This window comes from Alkalihalobacillus sp. TS-13, assembly GCF_019720915.1.
GTDB lineage: Bacteria > Bacillota > Bacilli > Bacillales > Fictibacillaceae > Pseudalkalibacillus.
This window is the reverse complement of record NZ_JAHKSI010000001.1, coordinates 1026769-1045199: the sequence shown is the minus strand read 5'-3', so window position 1 is coordinate 1045199 and position 18431 is coordinate 1026769. Positions and strand designations below refer to the sequence as shown.

Sequence of the window (18431 nt, the reverse complement as noted above, 5' to 3'; positions counted from 1 at the left end):
AAAACTATAGATAAAGGTGATCCTATGGATGGAAATTGGCTGTCGATTATCCCTTTCTTATTGGTAATCCCGATCGCTATGATAACAAAACAAGTGCTTCCAGGTATCCTGATTGGATTGATTGCAGGAGCTTATTTGACCAACCCTGCTCCCATCGGTGGTATTGAAATCATGCTCCAATACCTGGTGACAGCATTGGTAGACAAAAACAATATCAAAATCATCGTCTTTCTTTATGTCTTCTCCGGACTTGTCGGGATGATCAAAGTTGCTGGCGGAATCAAAGGTTTCGTTGAAGCTGCCTCTGAACGAGTTGATACAAAAAAGGAAGCTATACTTCTAACATATGTATCAACGATCGGAACATTCAGTGCACCCAGTTTCCGTTTCGTCACCATCGGTCCGATCATGCGAGCGTTATTGAAACGGGTGGATATGACAAAAAAAGAATTAGGGTTTGTCATTGAAACGACGACAACACCTATCATCGTACTCATTCCGATTGCGACAGCTTTTGTCGGATACATGGTTTCTGTCGTTGAACTCGGGCTACACAACCAGAATATAAAAGGCGACCCTTACAGTCTTTTCATCCAAAGTATACCTTTCAACTTCTTCGCTATCGCGATCTTCCTTGTGGGGATTTATCTGAGCTTTTTTCACCATTCCTCAGACGGTGCTCAACAACAACCGAACGAAAATGGTTCGGAAGAGGATGATTGGCATAATTGTGATCCTGCTGTATCACTTGATTTGCCATCGAAACCATGGAACTTGTTGCTTCCTTTGATTGTCGTAATCGGTTTGACTTTAATTTTAACATGGTGGGACGGTCATCAGAAAGGATTTGGCTTCTTCAAAGCATTCATAAAAGCAAACGTTTTGGATGCGATGGTCATCGCCCTCCTCATTACTACGTTCCTGACAATCTTTTTTTTCCTATTTCAAAAATTCGAACTAAAAATTCTTATTGAAAGCTTCATTTTCGGTGGAAATAATTTAATGTCGGTCATCTTGTTATTATCTGTCATCTGGGGATTGGCTTCCGTTACGGAAGATTTGGGATTTTCGACCTTCATCACAGATCACGCAGGCTGGATCCCTTCCATTCTTGTCCCGCCGATTTTATTTCTATTTGGGAGTGCTGTCTCGTATTTCATAGGTTCTGCCTGGGGAACATGGGGAATATTGATGCCTCTTGGTATATCGATGGCTGCGATTTCAGGCGTATCTTTACCGCTTGTCATTGGAGCCGTTTTCGCTAGCGGGACATTCGGAGCGTTCGCTTCACCATTAAGTGACGATGGGAATACTCTAAGCCGTATCCTTGGCCTTCAAGTGATGGAATATGCGCGTTTCAAATTGAAGGCAGCCTTGATCGCTGTCGCAATCTCAGCTGCCTTTTACACAGGAATTACATTTATCCTTTAGTGCGGTAATCATTCTAATCCTTCACCCTCAAGCTGGATGTAATTTTCGATTCTTTCAGCCATCCTCAAATATCCTTCTTGATTTGGATGAAGTTTATCGTTGGCGAAAAGCTTCTCACTGCCTTCTTCTATAAAGAGGTCATCGATCGGAACATATAATGTTTTATCATTGATTTCTGCGACAGTTTTAGCCGTTGAATTCCATTTATTGATTACACCGTCAATTTCTTTTATATCCTGAAAGAAGTTGTGGAATGGATTGAACATGCTTACTAAATAGATATTGGCGTTTGGATTCAGGGTACGGATCGTCTGAACAATCACGAATAGATTCTTCCTGTACCTTTGCTGACCTGTTTCGAACAAATCCATATTGAGGCTGAAAAAATTATATTCAACGATGTTCAGGATATCGTTCCCACCGATTGTGATAAAGACATGGTCAGCCTCTCTGATATGGTCTTGAACATCTTCTTCATCCATTTTAGCTGCAAGCTTATCACTCGGTAAACCGTGGATTCCAAAATTCTTCAGGCTGACTAAATCATCAGAATTCTCCTGGATGTATCTCGCGACAGGTTGGATATATCCTTCTTTCGTCTTATCACCGGATCCTTTTGTCAATGAATCCCCAAGTCCAACGATATGAACGTCTTCAATGACCGTTTCGTCCACTGGCTCATCATTTTCCTTTTGATCATCCTTAGCCTTCTCATCTTTTTTCTCCTCATCTTCTGAAGGAGGATCCTCCGTTACCTGTTCTTCTTTCGGAAACTCCTCCTCAATTGAAGGACTCAGTACTGGAGTGGTCGTCGGATTATCTTTATTCAAAAATAAGATCACACCGAACACGATGACCAGTGGTATGAGGATGAACAATATCAATTGTTGTTTTTTCATGTTATCGCCTCTATACGAAACAGTTTTATATCTAAAGTAAGCGTGTTAAATCAATTCCATCTTAACGGGTTAGAAACAAGATTGCTAAAACCATTGTATTCATCCGTTAATTTTATTTTACATTATTAGTATATGGGGTATATACCCATATAACCTAGTTTACTATACAAATCGACAAAAATTGCAAACCATTTGCAAACGTTTCAAACCGCTGATAAGGTAGAAAAATGATCTTTTGCAATCGAAATCGCTTATTAACAGGAGGAATCGTCATGGAATTTACCATTACACAACCTGCAGTCCAATGGTTTATAAAAGAACTTGACCTTTCAGAAGGCGACAATATCCGTTTCTTTGCCAGAGTCGGAGGTTGCAGCACCGTCCAGTCCGGTTACTCGCTCGGAATTTCCAAAGAGGAGCCGGTAGAAGCCGGGGAAACCTTCGAATCTGACGGCATCACCTTTTTCATTGAAAATAAAGACCTCTGGTACTTCAAAGATCATGATCTTAAAATCAAATACAGCAGGAAATACGATGAAATCTCATATGACTATACTGAGCATGAATAGTTAGTTCCTGAATTATTTAAAATCCCCCAGCTTAAATCGCTTTATCTGATCGAATTGATTTTCTGCTTTCAATATCCTTAGTTGTCTGTCTCCGAAAAGATCGTAATGGGGAAAGTCGGCGCGATGATCAATCCACTCTGGTTGTAATTCGTATCGTCTTCCCCATGCGATTAGCTTTTCAACATCACAGCAAGCAACCTTCGTAACAGTATCACAGTCCGGGAACCGCTCATCAATCCAATAATGGGTCAGAAAGGCAATTTTCTCTTTCATCGCATTTTCTTTCCACTTTTGAAGTTCTTTTCGGTCAATTCCAAAAGCCATGACAGAATTCCAGCCCCTCTTAACTTTCCATTAATCTTTCCTTGATGCATCTGATGCTTTTTGATAAGCCTTATGCCAATCAGGCAGCACTTTTTCCATTCTGATCGGTTTGAACGTTTCCTTGTTGACAAGGACATGGGTTGATGTTCCGGAAATACACAACTTACCGGATTCGTTATAGATTTCATAACCATAAATAGACCGGATACCATTATAATGCTTGAGCCAGGTCTGGATATCAGCTCTTTCACCATATTTGAATGGTCTCTTATAGGAAATCGTGATGTCCGTGACAGGTGCTAGAAATCCGTCTGCTTCCATTTGTGCATAACTAAAACCTAGATCCTTGATAAATTGGGTTCTGCCGACCTCAAACCATACGAGATAGGTGGCATGATGGACAACACCCATCTGATCGGTTTCTGCATATCTTACTTCGATTTCCGTCTTAGATTGTACCATCGTCGTTCCCCCTATTTATTTTCTGTAATCGCCGTTTCGAAATCTTTTTTCGCTAATACTGTCAATGTTGTTTCATCTATATCTACGTGTTTCTCCATAATCCTATCTGCATGCTGCTGGATTGTGTTGTCAATGAAATCTGTTGCAAATCTTCCATTCCCGTCGGTTTTCAATTGCGGCAATTGCTCTTGTAAAAAAGGTTCAACTCGATCCTCCCACGTATAGCCGTATTTCTCAGAATGTCGTCTCATAATTTCAATCAATTCTTCAAGGCTATAATCCTCGAAGTGGAAGAATTTTTTGAACCGGGAAGACAGACCAGGATTACTGTTGAGTAATTTTTCGGTTTCTCTCGGATATCCAGCTAAAACGACGACCAGATTTTCATTATGCTTCGTCATCTCTTCGACTAGTGTGTTGATCGCTTCTTTACCGAAATCCACCCCCTGGCCGCTGAACAAGGAATAGGCTTCATCGATGAAAAGGACACCGCCTAACGCCTCACGTACTTTCTTTTTTGTCTTGAGAGCCGTTTGGCCTGTATAGCCTGCCACAAGATCCGAACGACCAGCAACAATAAGATGTCCCCTCTTCAGAAAGCCTTTCTTCTTTAAAAGGTTCGCGTAAATTGATGCTACTGTCGTCTTTCCTGTTCCGGGATTTCCGACGAACACTGAATGAAGTTGGATCGGTACACCTGGCAGTTCCAACTCCCTGCGTTTCTGCTGCACTTCGATGAAAGAACTTAATGTTTTCATTTCCTGTTTGATTTCATCAAGTCCGACTAACTCTGAAAGCTGCTCATCCGGATCTATATAAAAGGATGGGGTATCGATTTGGACATCCTTTTTCTGAATCTGTGTGAAATCCTCAACCGTTGCATCGGTGTCAGAAGAAATGCTCGCACCTTTTTGAAAAATCACATCCAGCACCAGATCTCTGACCGTCCTTGCATTTCCGAACGTATCGTCGACACGTGCATGCTCGATTTTTTCCTCCATACGAATAAGTGCCTCATGCGTGAACGTATAATCGTTCTCAAAAGCCACTTTCTCAGCGATTTTCAACAAATCCTCGTTGCTGTAATCCGGCAGGTAAATATGGTTGCTGTCAGGAAAACGACTCTGCAAGCCAGGGTTTGAACGGAGGAACTGCCTCATTTCTTCAGGATATCCTGCTAAAATAACCGCGAACTTCCCAGCGTATTCACCGCTTGTCATCGCAGATACGAGTGTATCTATTGCCGTTTGACCGTAGTCGTTTCCAGATGCCCCTTCACGTTTGAGGCTGTAGGCTTCATCAATGAACAGGACCCCACCCAGGGCACGCTGGATGCCTTTTAACGTATTCTCTTCTGTTTGTCCAACATAGGCTCCAACTAGCTGCGATCTGTCTACCTCGACCACTTCACTCTTCGGTAGCATCCCAAGATCATAATACAGTTTTGCGAGCAAACGGGCGATTGTCGTCTTTCCTGTACCCGGCTGTCCGGTAAGCACCATGTTCAAGCTGAGCTCATCCTTCATATGAAAACCTTGCTCCTGGCGGTTCTTTTGAAATTGTAAAAAACGATAGAGCTTGTACACCCGCTCCTTCACTTCTTCCATTCCGATCATATCATTCAGCTGCATGAGAGCCGTACTGTGGTCATTCTCCGCTGTATTCGCCTCAACCCAATTTTCTTGAATCGTTTGGATTTCGTTGATAAGCTGCTTCATCTCATTTTGAAGAGCAGAAGGATGGAATGATCCTGATAATGAGGAACGATACTCCTCTGAAACGAGGATGAGACGATCCAATGCCTTGAACAGATCCTCATCTTCAGTTTGTTTTTGCTTGGCAGAATTTATTTTTCCCTTGTCCTCTAGTACGTTGGCAGCAAGGATGCTTTTATCGATCAAACTTTTGATTCGATCCTCTTCTTTCTGAAGGCTTTTCACCATTTCGATGGCATCATCGGCCGCTTTTCGCTTTGCCGGTACATTGTCCGTCTCACGGATACGCGGAAAATGAATTCCTTCAATCCATTCCTGAAGCTCGATTAATGCTGTTTTATAGATCATTTCATGGACGAGCCGATCTTCGCCAGCGTGTGTTTCTGCCTGTTCAATCCGTTGTTTCATGGCTTCATCAACCACGCCTGTCCGCTCCAGCCTCACTTTTACGATTAATGCATTCAATTGACCGATCAGCTGAGACAAATCTTCTGTGGCAGATTCCGCATGACGCTTTTCAACAGTCTGCAGTTTTTTCAACAGGTTGATTTCAGCGTTCGGAGGAAATTTTTCACTAGTCTGAATCTCATGTATTTGTTTTTTTATATCATCCATTTCATTTCGGTTCGCATTCATTTTCATTCACCACCTGCTACATACCAATCCTACCCATTATATCATACAGACCATGGGTTCTTCCGACTTCGCACTTTTGACGAATTGAAAAAGCCATCACGTTTAGTGACAGCTTCTTGGCCATTTTTATGAGGTTTGCAACATGATCGGTGTCGTGTTTTCAACCGAAAGTTCGCATGCATCCTTCAAGTTGTTCCAGTAACTTACGATGGATTCATCTGTCTCCTCCATCATCGAAAGTTCCAACCAGCCGAGTTCTTCTAGAAGCCGAACGGATGAACCAATCCATATTTTCTTATCACCGATCGGGATATAAAATGGATTTTCAAATCTGAACGGAAGATAAATCCCCGTATTATTCGGATGTAAGATGATGTGCTGATAGATCGTCCCTTTAGTGAGTTTCGCATAAATTAAAAGAACCCCGTCATTCTTAGCGGTTTTCTTCCTGAAATTCTGCAAGGTCTGCATATCACCTAAATCGATTGTTGTTATCGGTGACTCCCAATTAAGCTGCTCTTTAAAAGGGATGAGGTGTCCTAACCGTTGCATATGTATTTCAAGTTTACGGTAAAACGGATCTTTGTCTTCTTTATTTCGTGATACATCTAGTGGTTGTATTATTGCTTGGACTGTCATTACTTCCACTCCTCCCCATTCGTTCAACATAAGTTTCGTAATCGTAAGGTTTTTAGCGTCGGCTTTTTCGACATTTTTTGGGGTTTTATTTAAAAAGTGGTGGGTTTTTAGCATGGAGGATTGTGTCGATGCTTGTCGTTCCGCCGATAGATCAGCGAAATTGGCCGTAAAAAGTACCATTTTAGCCATATGAGACCCGCTTTTGGCCGTTAGAAACTGTTTCCGGCCGTACAATTCTGCTCGAAAAATAAAAAAAGTATGCGACGCGGGGTCACATACTTCAACCTTTTGGAGGAGCATAATCAGGCTGTTCATTCGATTTGTTGCTCATTTGTTTACCCTTGTTGCCACCCGCTTCACGTGGCTGTGTTCCGATGTGATTCGGAACGAAGTCTTTAGGATGACGTTTCGGATTGCTCATCGATCCAGCCTCCCTTCCTTACTATCCTCTCCAAATTTACTTCGAAAATTGCTTGTAAATAAAGTAAAACTTTGCTCAGCCCAGCCTTTGGGAATGCTGGCCGTTAGTTGCCCTGATAATTGAAAAAAGTATATTTAAATTTTTTTAAATGAAAAGTTCTGTTAAAAAACATCTGTTGATTTAAAACGAAATTTGCGACACTTCCACGGGAAAAGTGGGCCAGGCGAGACCTAGCAAATCTAAATGTAAAAGAAGAAAGTAGGACCATTTCCTACTTTCATCCATTTTTCAAGTGTCTGTTTTCAAGTTTGATTTCAAGACGCTCCATTGCTTCCTGGTCTTTCAGAAGCTCTTGTTTGTTCGTATTGACCAGTTCTTTGAACGTCTGTTTGTTGCTTTTACGCATTAAGATCCTCCTCGCACATAAATCAATAGTACAGTTATTCCCAGATCCTTTCAGGTCTATTCAAATTATCTGAAAGTTTTTATATTGATTCAAGTGCGTAGAGGACTCATCGCTGTGAAGGTCTGAATCCAGCTTCTTGTGCTTCTGCTTCACTGCAGAACATTTCTTCCGGCTCCGTGATTTCATAATATTGCCCGTCAGGCATATGATAGATCTTTTCCCCACTTGAATTGATGTTGCCCTTGATGTTACAAGAGGAATCCTTTTCTTTATCCGGTGATGAGTTTCCCTGTTCTGAATTCTCCTGATAAAAACCGTCCTCTGTCACATAATTCTCAAGGCTCCAAATTCCGGCTTCTTTTTTCTGTGCGTCTCTTTGGATTTTCTGGAATCGATCGACATATTTCGTGTTAGGCGGAAAAATGTAAGCTACCCTGGCAAGCCCTTTTTCAAGAAGCTTTTCATTCAACATGTTACCATCAAGATCATAAGCATAGGCTAAAATACGACCGTACTTATCACGCTCCGAAACATCCAGTTCAAGCTCTACACGTTTTCCTGCAAGCTTTTCTTTCATGAAGTTGCTTGCTTCTTTTCCGAAAGGCTGTACGGGCTTACTTGGGTGAACTGTTTCTGGCGTATCGACCAATAACAACCGGATCGTCTCTTCCTTTCCTTCGTAATTTACTTTGAAGGTGTCACCATCAATCACTTTCGTCACTTCATAAGTACCATCTGGCGCTGCTTCTGAACACCCGACCGACAGTAAAACAAACAAAATCAAACTGAGTATGTATTTCAAATTCTTCAATGCTTCGTTCTCTCCTTATGTATGTAAATAGCAGCCCCGGTTGGAGCTGCTATTTTTCATCTGACTTATGCGTTTTGTAATTTGTTACGAAGTACCATTTGAAGGATTCCGCCGTGACGATAGTAGTCGATTTCAACTTCACTATCAAAACGTGCGATCACTTCAAATTTCTTCTCGTTTCCTTCTTCATCTGTCGCAGTGACAGTGAGCGTTTGACGAGGTTTTACATTCTCATCGATATCAACAGCGAACGTTTCTTTTCCAGTAAGTCCTAGTGTTTCTGCGCTTTCTCCTTCTTTAAATTGAAGAGGAAGAACACCCATCAGCACCAGGTTACTTCTGTGGATTCGTTCAAAGCTTTCAGCGATGACCGTCTTGATGCCGAGAAGGTTTGTACCTTTGGCAGCCCAGTCACGAGAGCTTCCCATTCCATAATCTTTTCCTGCAAGAACTGCGAGTCCTGTTCCATCTTGTTGATACTTCATACAAGCATCATAGATGTACATGACTTCTTCAGTTGGCCAGTATGTTGTCCAGCCGCCTTCAGTACCAGGAGCGATCTGATTACGGATACGGATGTTCGCAAATGTACCACGCATCATTACTTCATGGTTACCACGACGAGAACCGTATGAGTTGAACTCAGATGGCTTGACACCGTTATCTATCAAGTATTTACCAGCAGGCGTATCTTTTCCGATTGCACCAGCAGGCGAGATGTGGTCAGTTGTGACAGAATCACCAAACTTACCAACAACACGTAATTCATTAAGAGCTTCGACTTTTCCTGGCTCTTTAGAAAGACCTTGGAAGAACGGCGGGTTCTGGATGTAAGTTGAATCGTCATCCCAGCTGTATAGTTCTTCTTCTGTCGTATCGAGTTCATTCCACTCTTTGTTGTCATCGAATACACGCTCGTATTCCTTCTTGAAGAGTTCTGGCTTGACTGCGTCACTCATTATAGCTTTGATTTCTTCAGTTGTCGGCCATAAATCTTTGAAGTATACGTCGTTTCCGTCTTTATCTTTACCGAATGAATCATTTTCAAGGTCGAAGTCAACGGATCCAGCGAGTGCATACGCCACTACAAGTGGTGGTGATGCAAGATAGTTCGCTTTTACAAGCGGGTGGATACGCCCTTCGAAGTTACGGTTACCCGATAGGACAGAAGAAACGACAAGGTCTGTTTTAGCAATACCTTCTTCGATTTCTTCAGCCAATGGACCGGAGTTACCGATACAAGTCGTACAGCCGTAACCGACAAGGTTGAAACCGAGTTTATCCATGTATGGCATAAGACCTGCAGCTTCAAGGTATCCTGTAACAACTTTTGATCCTGGTGCGAGACTCGTTTTTACATACTCAGGTACTTCCAATCCTTTTTCAACCGCTTTTTTTGCAATTAATCCAGCACCAAGCATGACGCTAGGGTTGGATGTGTTCGTACAACTTGTGATTGCAGCGATCGCAAGGTCACCGGTACGCATATTGGAAACTTTTCCATTTGGATGTTTGATTTCAACTGATTTGTTGATCTCTTCTTTTTCCAAACCGAATCCGCTGTTTCCTGCTGGAGAAACAAGAGCTTTGTTGAAGGAATCTTTCATGTCAGAAAGCGGAATCAGATCCTGTGGACGTTTCGGCCCAGATAGGTTCGGTTCAAGCTCAGAAAGATTCACTTCAACAACATCCGTGAAATCAGGATCTTTTGTTCCTGGCGTATAGAACATGCCATTCGCTTTCGTATACTTCTCAACGACTTCGATCTGCTCAGGAGAGCGTCCAGTCAATCGAAGATAGTTCAATGTTTCTTCATCAACTGGGAAGAATCCGCAAGTTGCACCGTATTCTGGCGCCATGTTTGAGATCGTCGCACGGTCAGCAAGTGTCATGTCCTTCAGACCAGGTCCGAAGAATTCGACGAACTTACCTACAACGTTCTTCTGACGGAGCACTTGAGTAACTTTAAGTGCAAGGTCAGTTGCAGTCGTTCCGTTCGGCATTTCACCAGTCAACTTGACACCGATTACTTCCGGTACTGGGAAGTAAGATGGTTGACCGAGCATTCCTGCTTCCGCTTCGATACCACCGACACCCCAACCGAGTACACCGATACCGTTGATCATTGTCGTATGTGAGTCAGTTCCGACTAGTGAATCAGGAAAAGCAACCAGTTCACCATCTTCTTCATTCGTTGCTACAACTGAAGCTAAGTATTCAAGGTTCACCTGGTGGACGATGCCTGTAGCAGGTGGTACGGCACGGTAGTTGTCGAATGATGTTTGAGCCCAACGCAAGAATTTGTAACGCTCAAGGTTACGTTCGAATTCACGCTTCATGTTGAATTTAAGGGCATCATCTGATCCATACTTATCAACTTGTACCGAGTGGTCGATGACAAGATCGACTGGAATTTCAGGGTTGATCTTGTCTGGAGTTCCACCCATGTCAGCCATCGCTTTACGTAATGATGCAAGGTCGACAACTGCTGGAACACCAGTGAAGTCTTGCAGGATGACACGTGAAGGTTTGAATGGAACATCAATGTCCTTGACGTCATTCGTTCCCCATTTTGTCAGGTTTTCAATGTGTTCTTTGTCGATTACTCTTCCGTCATATTGACGCAAGACTGATTCAAGAAGCACTTTGATCGAGTATGGCAGTCTGGAAACATCGCCAACCCCTGCGTTTTCAAGTGCTTTCAAGTCATAATAGTGATACGTTTTTCCATTTGCTTCAAACGTTTTTCTAGCATGATAAACATCGTTTGTACTCATGCGAAAACCCTCCTTCTCCTAACCATGATACCCTACATACGGGTATACTGTCGAAAGATTACTGTTTTTGTTTTTAATTGTTTTATCCTTCCTTCATTTCTAGTTTAAAGGAACTACTTTCATAAGTAAATTCCAATATAGTTATTAAAGTTAATAAGTATTTCTTATAGAACTGTACATGTATTAGTTTTAGTTGTCGTTACAAACTAAACACACATGGAGGTGACATATCGATGGCAAAACCTAAACGAGGGAATAATCAAAAGGAAATCTCCGTTGAGCAAGCAGTCCAGCAGCCAACCCAATTCGATCATGAATATGCCAATGAGCCTTTGACAGAAGCAGAAAGGCAGAATAATAAAAAGCGGAAAAAGAATCAATGATCCTCAGCAAGAAAAAGGGGCTGAACCAATTGGCAAGCCCCTTTTTAACATACTTTAAAAGCGTTCGTAGAGCACTTTCATCCCGGTTTTAACTCAGATTTGTCCGTATGAAGCGTTCATAGAGCACTTTCATCTCGTTTTCAACACAGATTTGTTTGTTTGAACATTAGCGGACATAAGATTCCTTCAAATATGGGTCTTGGTGTTCGATGTGCCTTTTAAAAATTGGTGTTACCTCCTAAATAGAATCAGAATCCGTCAATATATGTCTTTCCGTAAATTGTAGAGGTCTTCCTGGTAATGACGAAGCTGCATGCGTTGATGTTCACTCGCGACTTCCAGTGCATTCTCGATTTGCTGAAGCGCTTCAGACAATTCTTGCTCGAATTGTTGTTGTTTTGTTGCAAAGTCCGGATCTGCTGAACTCTCAAGTGCAGTTCCATTCGCTTGGATCGCCTGTTCGTATCCTTGCTGTGCGGCTTGGAATGCTTGTTGTTTATCTTTATGATACGGCATGAGAATTCCTCCTTTTCATAGTCGGTCTGTCATTAATATGAGACACAGGACTAGGATTTATTCCATCACCAATTATGAATATCATCACCCCGCCTCTTCCATACTAAAAAAGAATCGAAGACATCGCCAAAACATTGATGAAGGCTGGACTATATATAAATCTCGCCAGAATCAATTGCCAGTAAAGGAGGGCTTTCAATGACTGAAAGGAACACTTCTAAAGACCAAAGGAAAAACGCACCTAAGGGCGAAAATCCTGGACAACCAGAACCGTTGGATGGGTCAAAAAAAGTGAAAAACCGTAATCATACAAGACAAAATCACGGCGGACGGATGTAATGAATAGATAAAGCTGCTGGTTTTCGTGCTCCTTTGGTTGTAATAAGCCTTAAAACCGTCGGATTCCTTATTATGGCCGGAAATCAAATAAAGAAACCTGGCAAAGCCAAGCCTTGGCGCAGGCTGAGCCATAGTTACGCTTAGACTAAAGAAAGTATTTTATACTTTCTTTAAATAAAACAAAAAACCGTACGATAGACCTTCAAGATGGTCTTCTTACGGTTTTTTTACCCCTATTTTTGCGATTTAAACAAAAATTTCGTTGAATATTTTCACCATCTGATCTTGTTCGTCGTACGTCACTGTACGGAAATCCAAAATGAACTGCTCCTCTTTGATCCTCCCGATGACAGGCGTTTCTGCACCACGTAATTTCGCAAACAACGCCTTACTCGACAGCGATTCATGTTTTACGGATACGACATAAGTCGGCAACTCGACTTCCGGCATCGTCCCCCCACCGATCATCGAAACACTCTCTTCAAGGTTAACCGTCATGTTTTCAATCGTTCTGACACCTTCTATGAACCGCTCTGCTTGTTCCTGTATTTCTTCAACTGGCTGGATAATATCCCGTACAGTCGGAATCTCTGCGATACGATCATACTTATAGGGAAGCAACGTTGCTTCAAGGGAAGCCAGGGTGAATTTATCGACGCGTAAGACACGTGCGAGCTGATGCTTTTTCAGCTTTTGGATTAATGATCTTTTACCGGCAATAACCCCGCATTGAGGTCCACCGAGTAGTTTATCGCCACTGAATGTAACAAGATCAACTCCTGAAGATAGCACCTCTTTTACAACCGGTTCCTCCCCAATTCCGTCAGCCCGGAAATCATATAAAGCACCACTGCCCAAGTCCTCATAAGTCAAAACATCTTCGTGCTGCTTCGCTATGTCAACGAGTTTTTCAGCTGGAACAGACGCTGTAAATCCGATCACTTTAAAATTACTCGTGTGGACCTTCATAAGCATAGCCGTTCCTTCATCAATCGCATGTTCGTAGTCTTGCACATGCGTTTTATTGGTGGTCCCTACTTCTTTAAGGACTGCCCCGCTTTCCTCCATGATCGAAGACACACGAAACGAACCACCGATTTCCACGAGCTCGCCTCTGGAAACGACGACATTTTTACCAGCCGCAAGCGATCTCAGTACAAGGAAAACTGCTGCCGCATTGTTATTAACGACCATTGCCGCTTCGGATCCAGTGAGGTCACAAATCAATTCTTCTACTAAATCATGCCTGGAGCCTCTAATACCTTTAGTAATGTTATATTCCAGATTCGAGTAATGACGGGCTACTTCTGTCATCTTTTCAATTGCATTTTCACTTAAACGGGACCGTCCTAAGTTTGTATGGATCACGACACCAGTTGCATTGATCACTGGTCGGATTTTATGTACTGTTGAAGAATTTAATCTCTCGTTTAGCTGATCGAAGATGATATCGACCATTTCTTGCTTTGTTTCACAAGGCAGCCGATTTCCAGCTAAAATCTGTTTGCGTACCGCTTCCAACTGTTCCTGGATCATGACCGTGAGACCATTTTGCGAAAATCCTCCGTTTTCGATCATATCCTGAAAACGGGCATCAGTCTGGATGGTGTGGACAGCTGGAAGTAAACGTAGTTGTTCCTTCATACGAATATCCTCCTAACGAAATCGAGTCCTGTCTGTAAGGCGAGAGAACACCTCCAGGGCAGGACCCGCGGGAGGCGCTCGTTTATCCGTTCAACTTTTCGATTTCATCAAACAATTTTTCATTATCGGGAAATTCTCCGGTTTCAAGCTTGGAATACAGCTTCTGATCATTGACCGTCACTTCGAATGCCCCGCCTGAGCTCGGGATCATATCCAGTGAAGTAACGTCTGAACGGAAATGATTGAACATTTGTTCCGCGAAACTCGCGGCTTTTGGCGCGTAGTTTCACTGCATGCAGAATTCCACAGATACTTTATAACTCATTGAAAAAACTCCCTTCGTCATTTTTGAAAGTGTTTTCAAAACTTTGATACGTTAATTCTAGTATATTATTTCTCAATTCGCAAAAAAGTTGTTTATACTTATAAAAGGAGGTGCTATTGATGAGTAAAGAAGAGAAAATCCGATTGACAACACTATCATCTAAAGGTGGCTGAGGATGCAAAATCGGTCCTGAAGACCTGGCGCAAGTCTTGCGTCATTTACCTGAAAGAGAAAAAGACCCCAACCTTCTTGTAGGTTTAGATACATCTGATGATGCGGGAGTCTATAAACTGACAGATGATCTTGCCATCATCCAGACGGTCGATTTTTTCACACCGATTGTTGATGATCCTTATCATTTCGGTCAAATCGCGGCAGCTAATTCATTGAGTGATGTGTATGCCATGGGCGGAAAACCGACGACAGTGCTGAATATCCTTGGGTACCCGATCAAATCACTAGGTCCAGAAATCCTGGCAGAAATACTTAAAGGGGCTTCTGATAAAGTACACGAGTCCGGTGCCGTAATCGCCGGAGGCCATTCAATCGACGATAATGAACCGAAATTCGGACTTTCCGTCACAGGGATCGCCCACCCGGATAAAATCTTTAAAAATGTTGGAGCACAACCTGGTGACGCTCTGGTTTTGACAAAGCCGATCGGGGTCGGAATCCAGACAACGGCAATCAAAAGCGAACGATTGACGGATGAACAGCTAGAACGGGTTACGACAACAATGGCAACCCTTAATAAAACAGCCGCTGAAGAGTTAGCTGATTTCTATCCGAATGCGGTAACGGATGTCACTGGTTTCGGACTATTGGGACATGCTTCAGAAATGGCTCGAGGCAGCGATGTGTCGATGCACATCCAATACGGCAACGTTCCTATCCTAGAAGGTACGACAGTACTCGCAGAAGCTGGCGTAGTCCCAGGGGGCACGAAAGCGAATCATCGCTGGATTGCAGACGATGTGGACTATGATGGGTTGAATGAACTTCACCAGTGGATCCTTTGTGATGCTGTAACGTCAGGCGGCTTGTTGATCAGCATGCCTGAAGCAGAAGCGAAACAGTATGTAGAACGAATGAAGGAAAAAGGTGTAGAAGCGACCTCTATCATTGGAAAAGTGACTGAAAAGCAAGAACGATATTTATATGCGAGCAAATAAGATTGATAAAAAGGATGGCTTGGTGGAGTCATCCTTTTTTCATTTGCACCGATAAATTTTGGAATTGCACCGATGACTCTCTTCCTTCCTGCCACTGAGCATCCAAACCCCAACTCCCCCAATGATACAAATCATATTTCTTAGTTTTTCGATCGGATATATAAGTTTAAATATTCTGATAAAATTTTAAAAAAAGTCTTGAACTTCACTCTGATTTGATGTAAGTTTAATTTCAAAATTGAATAATCGAATTTCTTATCCAGAGAGGTAGAGGGAATGGCCCGATGACACCTCAGCAACCATCAACATGCTCCACGTTGAAAAGGTGCTAATTCCAGCAGGTTCCTTGAACTTGTGAAGATAAGAAGAATGACAAATCTACATACAAAAGTCTTCTTCTTAAGAAGGCTTTTTTCTTTTTTTCAGGTGTTTTACAACTAAGGAGGATTATTAATGTACACATTCGAAACGAAACTAGCCCAGATCGGAAACCGCAGTGAGAACGTCACAGGAACTGTCAATCCACCTGTATACTTCTCAACTGCATACCGACATGATGGAATCGGTCAATCATCCGATTATGATTATATCCGGACAGGAAATCCAACACGAAAAATTCTTGAAGAGACCATCGCCGATCTTGAAGGCGGTGATCAAGGGTTCGCCTGCAGCTCCGGGATGTCTGCAATCTTGACATTGCTCTCGTTGTTCCAGTCAGGAGATGAATTCATTGTTTGTAAAGATTTATATGGCGGAACTTACAGGCTCTTTGAAAAAGGTTTCCGTAAATGGGGGCTTAACTGCAAGTATGTCGATACGGTAGACCCCGCAGCGATTGAACATATCATCACAGACAAAACCAAAGCGATTTTCATCGAGACGCCGACCAATCCGCTTATGGAAGAGACAGATATCCCAACCGTTGCTGCGATTGCGAAGGAACATGGCTTATTGCTCATTGTCGACAACACCTTCTACACACCTCTATTGCAACGGCCGATTGAGCTTGGGGCGGATATCGTCATCCATAGTGCTACCAAATATTTGGGAGGTCATAATGACGTCCTTGCTGGCTTGATCGTCGCAAAAGGAAAAGAACTGTGCGATGCTCTCGCAGACCACCATAATGCGGCAGGTGCAGTGTTGAGTCCATTCGATTCCTGGTTGTTGATGAGAGGGATGAAAACATTATCTTTACGCATGGAAAAACATCAGATAAACGCGCAGCAGATCGCAGATTACTTGTCGAAACACGAAGCTGTCACCGATGTCCTTTACCCCGGTCGAGGCGGAATGCTTTCTTTCCGGATCATCGATGAATCCTGTATCAATCCGCTTTTACAATCACTGTCACTGATAGCCTTTGCGGAGAGCCTAGGCGGGGTCGAAAGCTTCATCACTTACCCTGCCACACAGACACATGCAGATGTACCAGAAGAAATACGCACGAAAAACGGTGTTTGTAACAGACTACTCCGGTTTTCTGTGGGAATAGAAGATGCTGATGATCTCATAAAAGATTTAGAGCAATCACTAACAAAAGCATGTACGGAGGTTTTAACATGAGTCACCAAAATCAACTATCATTTGAAACGAAGCTCCTTCACAATGATCATAAAATCGATCGAGCAACAGGCTCAGTCAGTGTACCGATCCACCCCTCTTCTACCTATCACCAGTTCGATATTGACGAGTTCGGAAAATACGATTACAGTCGTTCATTGAATCCCACAAGGGAGGCATTGGAAGAGACTATTGCCTCGTTAGAAGAAGGCTCGAGAGGTTTCGCCTTTGCATCCGGAATGTCAGCAATCTCAACCGCTTTCCTCCTTTTGTCGCAAGGTGACCACGTTCTCATCTCAGAGGACGTATACGGCGGCACCTATCGGATGGTAACCGAGGTCTTGTCAAGATATGGGATTGACCATACATTTGTCGACATGACCGATCTTTCAGAGGTTGAAAAGCAGATCCGTCCAAATACAAAAGTTATTTATGTAGAGACGCCTTCGAATCCATTGCTGAAGGTTACAGACATCGAATCGATCGCAAAGCTGGCAAAACAAGCAGACGCTCTTACCTTCGTTGATAATACGTTTTTGACACCAGCGATACAAAAGCCTTTGGCACTTGGAGCAGATGTTGTATTGCATAGTGCGACTAAATTCCTGTCAGGTCATAGTGATGTCGTAGCCGGTCTAGCCGTCGTTAAAGATGAGGCGATCGGAGATAAATTAGCATTCTTACAAAACTCATTCGGCGCAGTTCTCGGAGCTCAAGATTCATGGCTGGTCCTCCGCGGACTGAAAACACTTCATGTAAGACTTGAAAAATCGATGGAATCAGCAAAAAAAATTGCACGCCATCTCCAAGGACATTTATTGGTGAAGCACGTATACTATCCTGGACTTTCAGGTCACAATGGTTATCACTTGCAAAATAGTCAGGCAACTGGAGCAGGAGCCGTCCTTTCTTTTGAGCTTGAAAATGAACACGTCTTACGATCATTCGTTAAAAAGGTGCAATTGCCTGTATTTGCAGTTAGTCTCGGGGCTGTCGAATCAATCCTCTCTTATCCTGCAAAAATGTCACATGCTGCAATGCCAGAAGTGGAACGGAGACGAAGAGGAATCACGAATTCGTTGTTGCGATTATCGGTCGGTCTTGAACATCCAGATGACCTCATCCAGGATTTTGAGACAGCCCTGGAACACCAGGTCAACATCGCAGCCACACCAGGCTTTTGAATTAGAGGGATTCCGAATCAATAAAAAATGAGAATGCAAGCTTGTGAGTATAAGGACTTATTCACAAGGTGCTTACTTAAATGAATTCATAAGAAGGAAAACCACGGAGAAATTAACATTCTCCGTGGTTTCCTTTCTAAATCATATTTAAAAAAGGCTGTTTTATAAAGGTTTGTTGCTATTTAAAAAACTTTTGATTGATGGAATCTGTAAGT

At 42.7% G+C, this 18431-nt stretch carries 18 protein-coding genes, 1 pseudogene and 1 riboswitch; of the genes and pseudogenes, 7 read left to right on the top strand and 12 right to left on the bottom strand.

Annotated elements, in window-relative coordinates; translation table 11 throughout:
• Positions 1-24 precede the first annotated feature (24 nt).
• On the top strand, positions 25-1431 hold the full coding sequence (locus tag KOL94_RS05135) for a Na+/H+ antiporter NhaC family protein (RefSeq protein ID WP_221564695.1): 1407 nt from the start codon (positions 25-27) through the stop codon (positions 1429-1431).
• Between the two features lie 8 nt (positions 1432-1439).
• Here the strand turns inward: KOL94_RS05135 and KOL94_RS05130 are convergent, their stop codons facing one another.
• Positions 1440-2330 carry a GDSL-type esterase/lipase family protein gene (locus KOL94_RS05130; protein ID WP_221564693.1) on the bottom strand — a complete coding sequence of 297 codons (891 nt, stop codon included), beginning with the start codon at positions 2328-2330 and terminating at the stop codon, positions 1440-1442.
• 272 nt (positions 2331-2602) lie between these two features.
• On the opposite strand from KOL94_RS05130, the gene KOL94_RS05125 reads away from it, so the two are divergent.
• Positions 2603-2899 (top strand): HesB/YadR/YfhF family protein, encoded by a 297-nt coding sequence (locus KOL94_RS05125; protein WP_221564691.1) that lies wholly within the window; start codon positions 2603-2605, stop codon positions 2897-2899.
• A gap of 12 nt (positions 2900-2911) precedes the next feature.
• On the opposite strand, the gene KOL94_RS05120 is transcribed toward KOL94_RS05125, so the two are convergent.
• The 8 genes from KOL94_RS05120 to acnA form a co-directional block, all read right to left on the bottom strand.
• Positions 2912-3223, bottom strand: a complete 312-nt coding sequence (locus tag KOL94_RS05120; protein ID WP_221564689.1) for a hypothetical protein — start codon at positions 3221-3223, stop codon at positions 2912-2914.
• A gap of 30 nt (positions 3224-3253) precedes the next feature.
• A complete protein-coding gene (locus tag KOL94_RS05115) occupies positions 3254-3685 on the bottom strand; it encodes an acyl-CoA thioesterase (RefSeq protein WP_221564686.1) in 432 nt (143 codons plus the stop codon).
• A gap of 11 nt (positions 3686-3696) precedes the next feature.
• The gene (locus tag KOL94_RS05110) at positions 3697-6036 is read right to left on the bottom strand and encodes an AAA family ATPase (RefSeq protein ID WP_221564684.1); all 2340 of its coding nucleotides are present in this window, start codon (positions 6034-6036) and stop codon (positions 3697-3699) included.
• 126 nt (positions 6037-6162) lie between these two features.
• Positions 6163-6864, bottom strand: coding sequence for a hypothetical protein (locus tag KOL94_RS05105; RefSeq protein WP_221564682.1), 702 nt, complete (start codon positions 6862-6864; stop codon positions 6163-6165).
• Between the two features lie 91 nt (positions 6865-6955).
• A complete protein-coding gene (locus tag KOL94_RS05100) occupies positions 6956-7096 on the bottom strand; it encodes an acid-soluble spore protein N (RefSeq protein ID WP_221564680.1) in 141 nt (46 codons plus the stop codon).
• 277 nt (positions 7097-7373) lie between these two features.
• Entirely contained in the window at positions 7374-7502 is a 129-nt protein-coding gene (locus tag KOL94_RS05095; RefSeq protein WP_221564678.1) for an FbpB family small basic protein, read from the bottom strand.
• A gap of 106 nt (positions 7503-7608) precedes the next feature.
• Positions 7609-8313, bottom strand: a complete 705-nt coding sequence (locus tag KOL94_RS05090) for a thermonuclease family protein (protein WP_221564677.1) — start codon at positions 8311-8313, stop codon at positions 7609-7611.
• Between the two features lie 65 nt (positions 8314-8378).
• Complete coding sequence (acnA, locus tag KOL94_RS05085; protein WP_221564675.1) at positions 8379-11090, bottom strand: aconitate hydratase AcnA; 2712 nt, start codon at positions 11088-11090, stop codon at positions 8379-8381.
• Between the two features lie 233 nt (positions 11091-11323).
• Here acnA and sspO point away from each other — a divergent pair, with 233 nt between their 5' ends.
• The gene (gene sspO, locus KOL94_RS05080) at positions 11324-11473 is read left to right on the top strand and encodes a small acid-soluble spore protein O (protein ID WP_221564673.1); all 150 of its coding nucleotides are present in this window, start codon (positions 11324-11326) and stop codon (positions 11471-11473) included.
• A 258-nt stretch (positions 11474-11731) separates the two neighbouring features.
• On the opposite strand, the gene KOL94_RS05075 is transcribed toward sspO, so the two are convergent.
• Positions 11732-11989 carry a hypothetical protein gene (locus tag KOL94_RS05075; RefSeq protein WP_221564670.1) on the bottom strand — a complete coding sequence of 86 codons (258 nt, stop codon included), beginning with the start codon at positions 11987-11989 and terminating at the stop codon, positions 11732-11734.
• A 198-nt stretch (positions 11990-12187) separates the two neighbouring features.
• On the opposite strand from KOL94_RS05075, the gene KOL94_RS05070 reads away from it, so the two are divergent.
• Positions 12188-12328, top strand: a complete 141-nt coding sequence (locus KOL94_RS05070; RefSeq protein WP_221564668.1) for a small acid-soluble spore protein P — start codon at positions 12188-12190, stop codon at positions 12326-12328.
• A 246-nt stretch (positions 12329-12574) separates the two neighbouring features.
• On the opposite strand, the gene selA is transcribed toward KOL94_RS05070, so the two are convergent.
• Together selA and KOL94_RS05060 are read right to left on the bottom strand one after the other, a co-directional pair.
• Positions 12575-13972, bottom strand: a complete 1398-nt coding sequence (gene selA / locus KOL94_RS05065; RefSeq protein WP_221564666.1) for an L-seryl-tRNA(Sec) selenium transferase — start codon at positions 13970-13972, stop codon at positions 12575-12577.
• Between the two features lie 82 nt (positions 13973-14054).
• Positions 14055-14246: pseudogene (locus KOL94_RS05060) on the bottom strand (Rdx family protein); the annotation flags it as partial.
• Positions 14247-14416: 170 nt separating this feature from the next.
• Between KOL94_RS05060 and selD the strand changes: the two are divergent.
• From selD to metC, 3 genes are all read left to right on the top strand, one after another.
• Complete coding sequence (selD, locus tag KOL94_RS05055; protein ID WP_221564662.1) at positions 14417-15469, top strand: selenide, water dikinase SelD; 1053 nt, start codon at positions 14417-14419, stop codon at positions 15467-15469.
• Between the two features lie 252 nt (positions 15470-15721).
• Positions 15722-15836: riboswitch (SAM riboswitch) on the top strand.
• 86 nt (positions 15837-15922) lie between these two features.
• On the top strand, positions 15923-17035 hold the full coding sequence (locus KOL94_RS05050; protein ID WP_221564660.1) for a methionine biosynthesis PLP-dependent protein: 1113 nt from the start codon (positions 15923-15925) through the stop codon (positions 17033-17035).
• Positions 17032-18216, top strand: a complete 1185-nt coding sequence (metC, locus tag KOL94_RS05045; RefSeq protein WP_221564658.1) for a cystathionine beta-lyase — start codon at positions 17032-17034, stop codon at positions 18214-18216. Before KOL94_RS05050 ends, metC begins: the two co-directional genes overlap by 4 nt.
• The last annotated feature ends 215 nt before the right edge of the window (positions 18217-18431 follow it).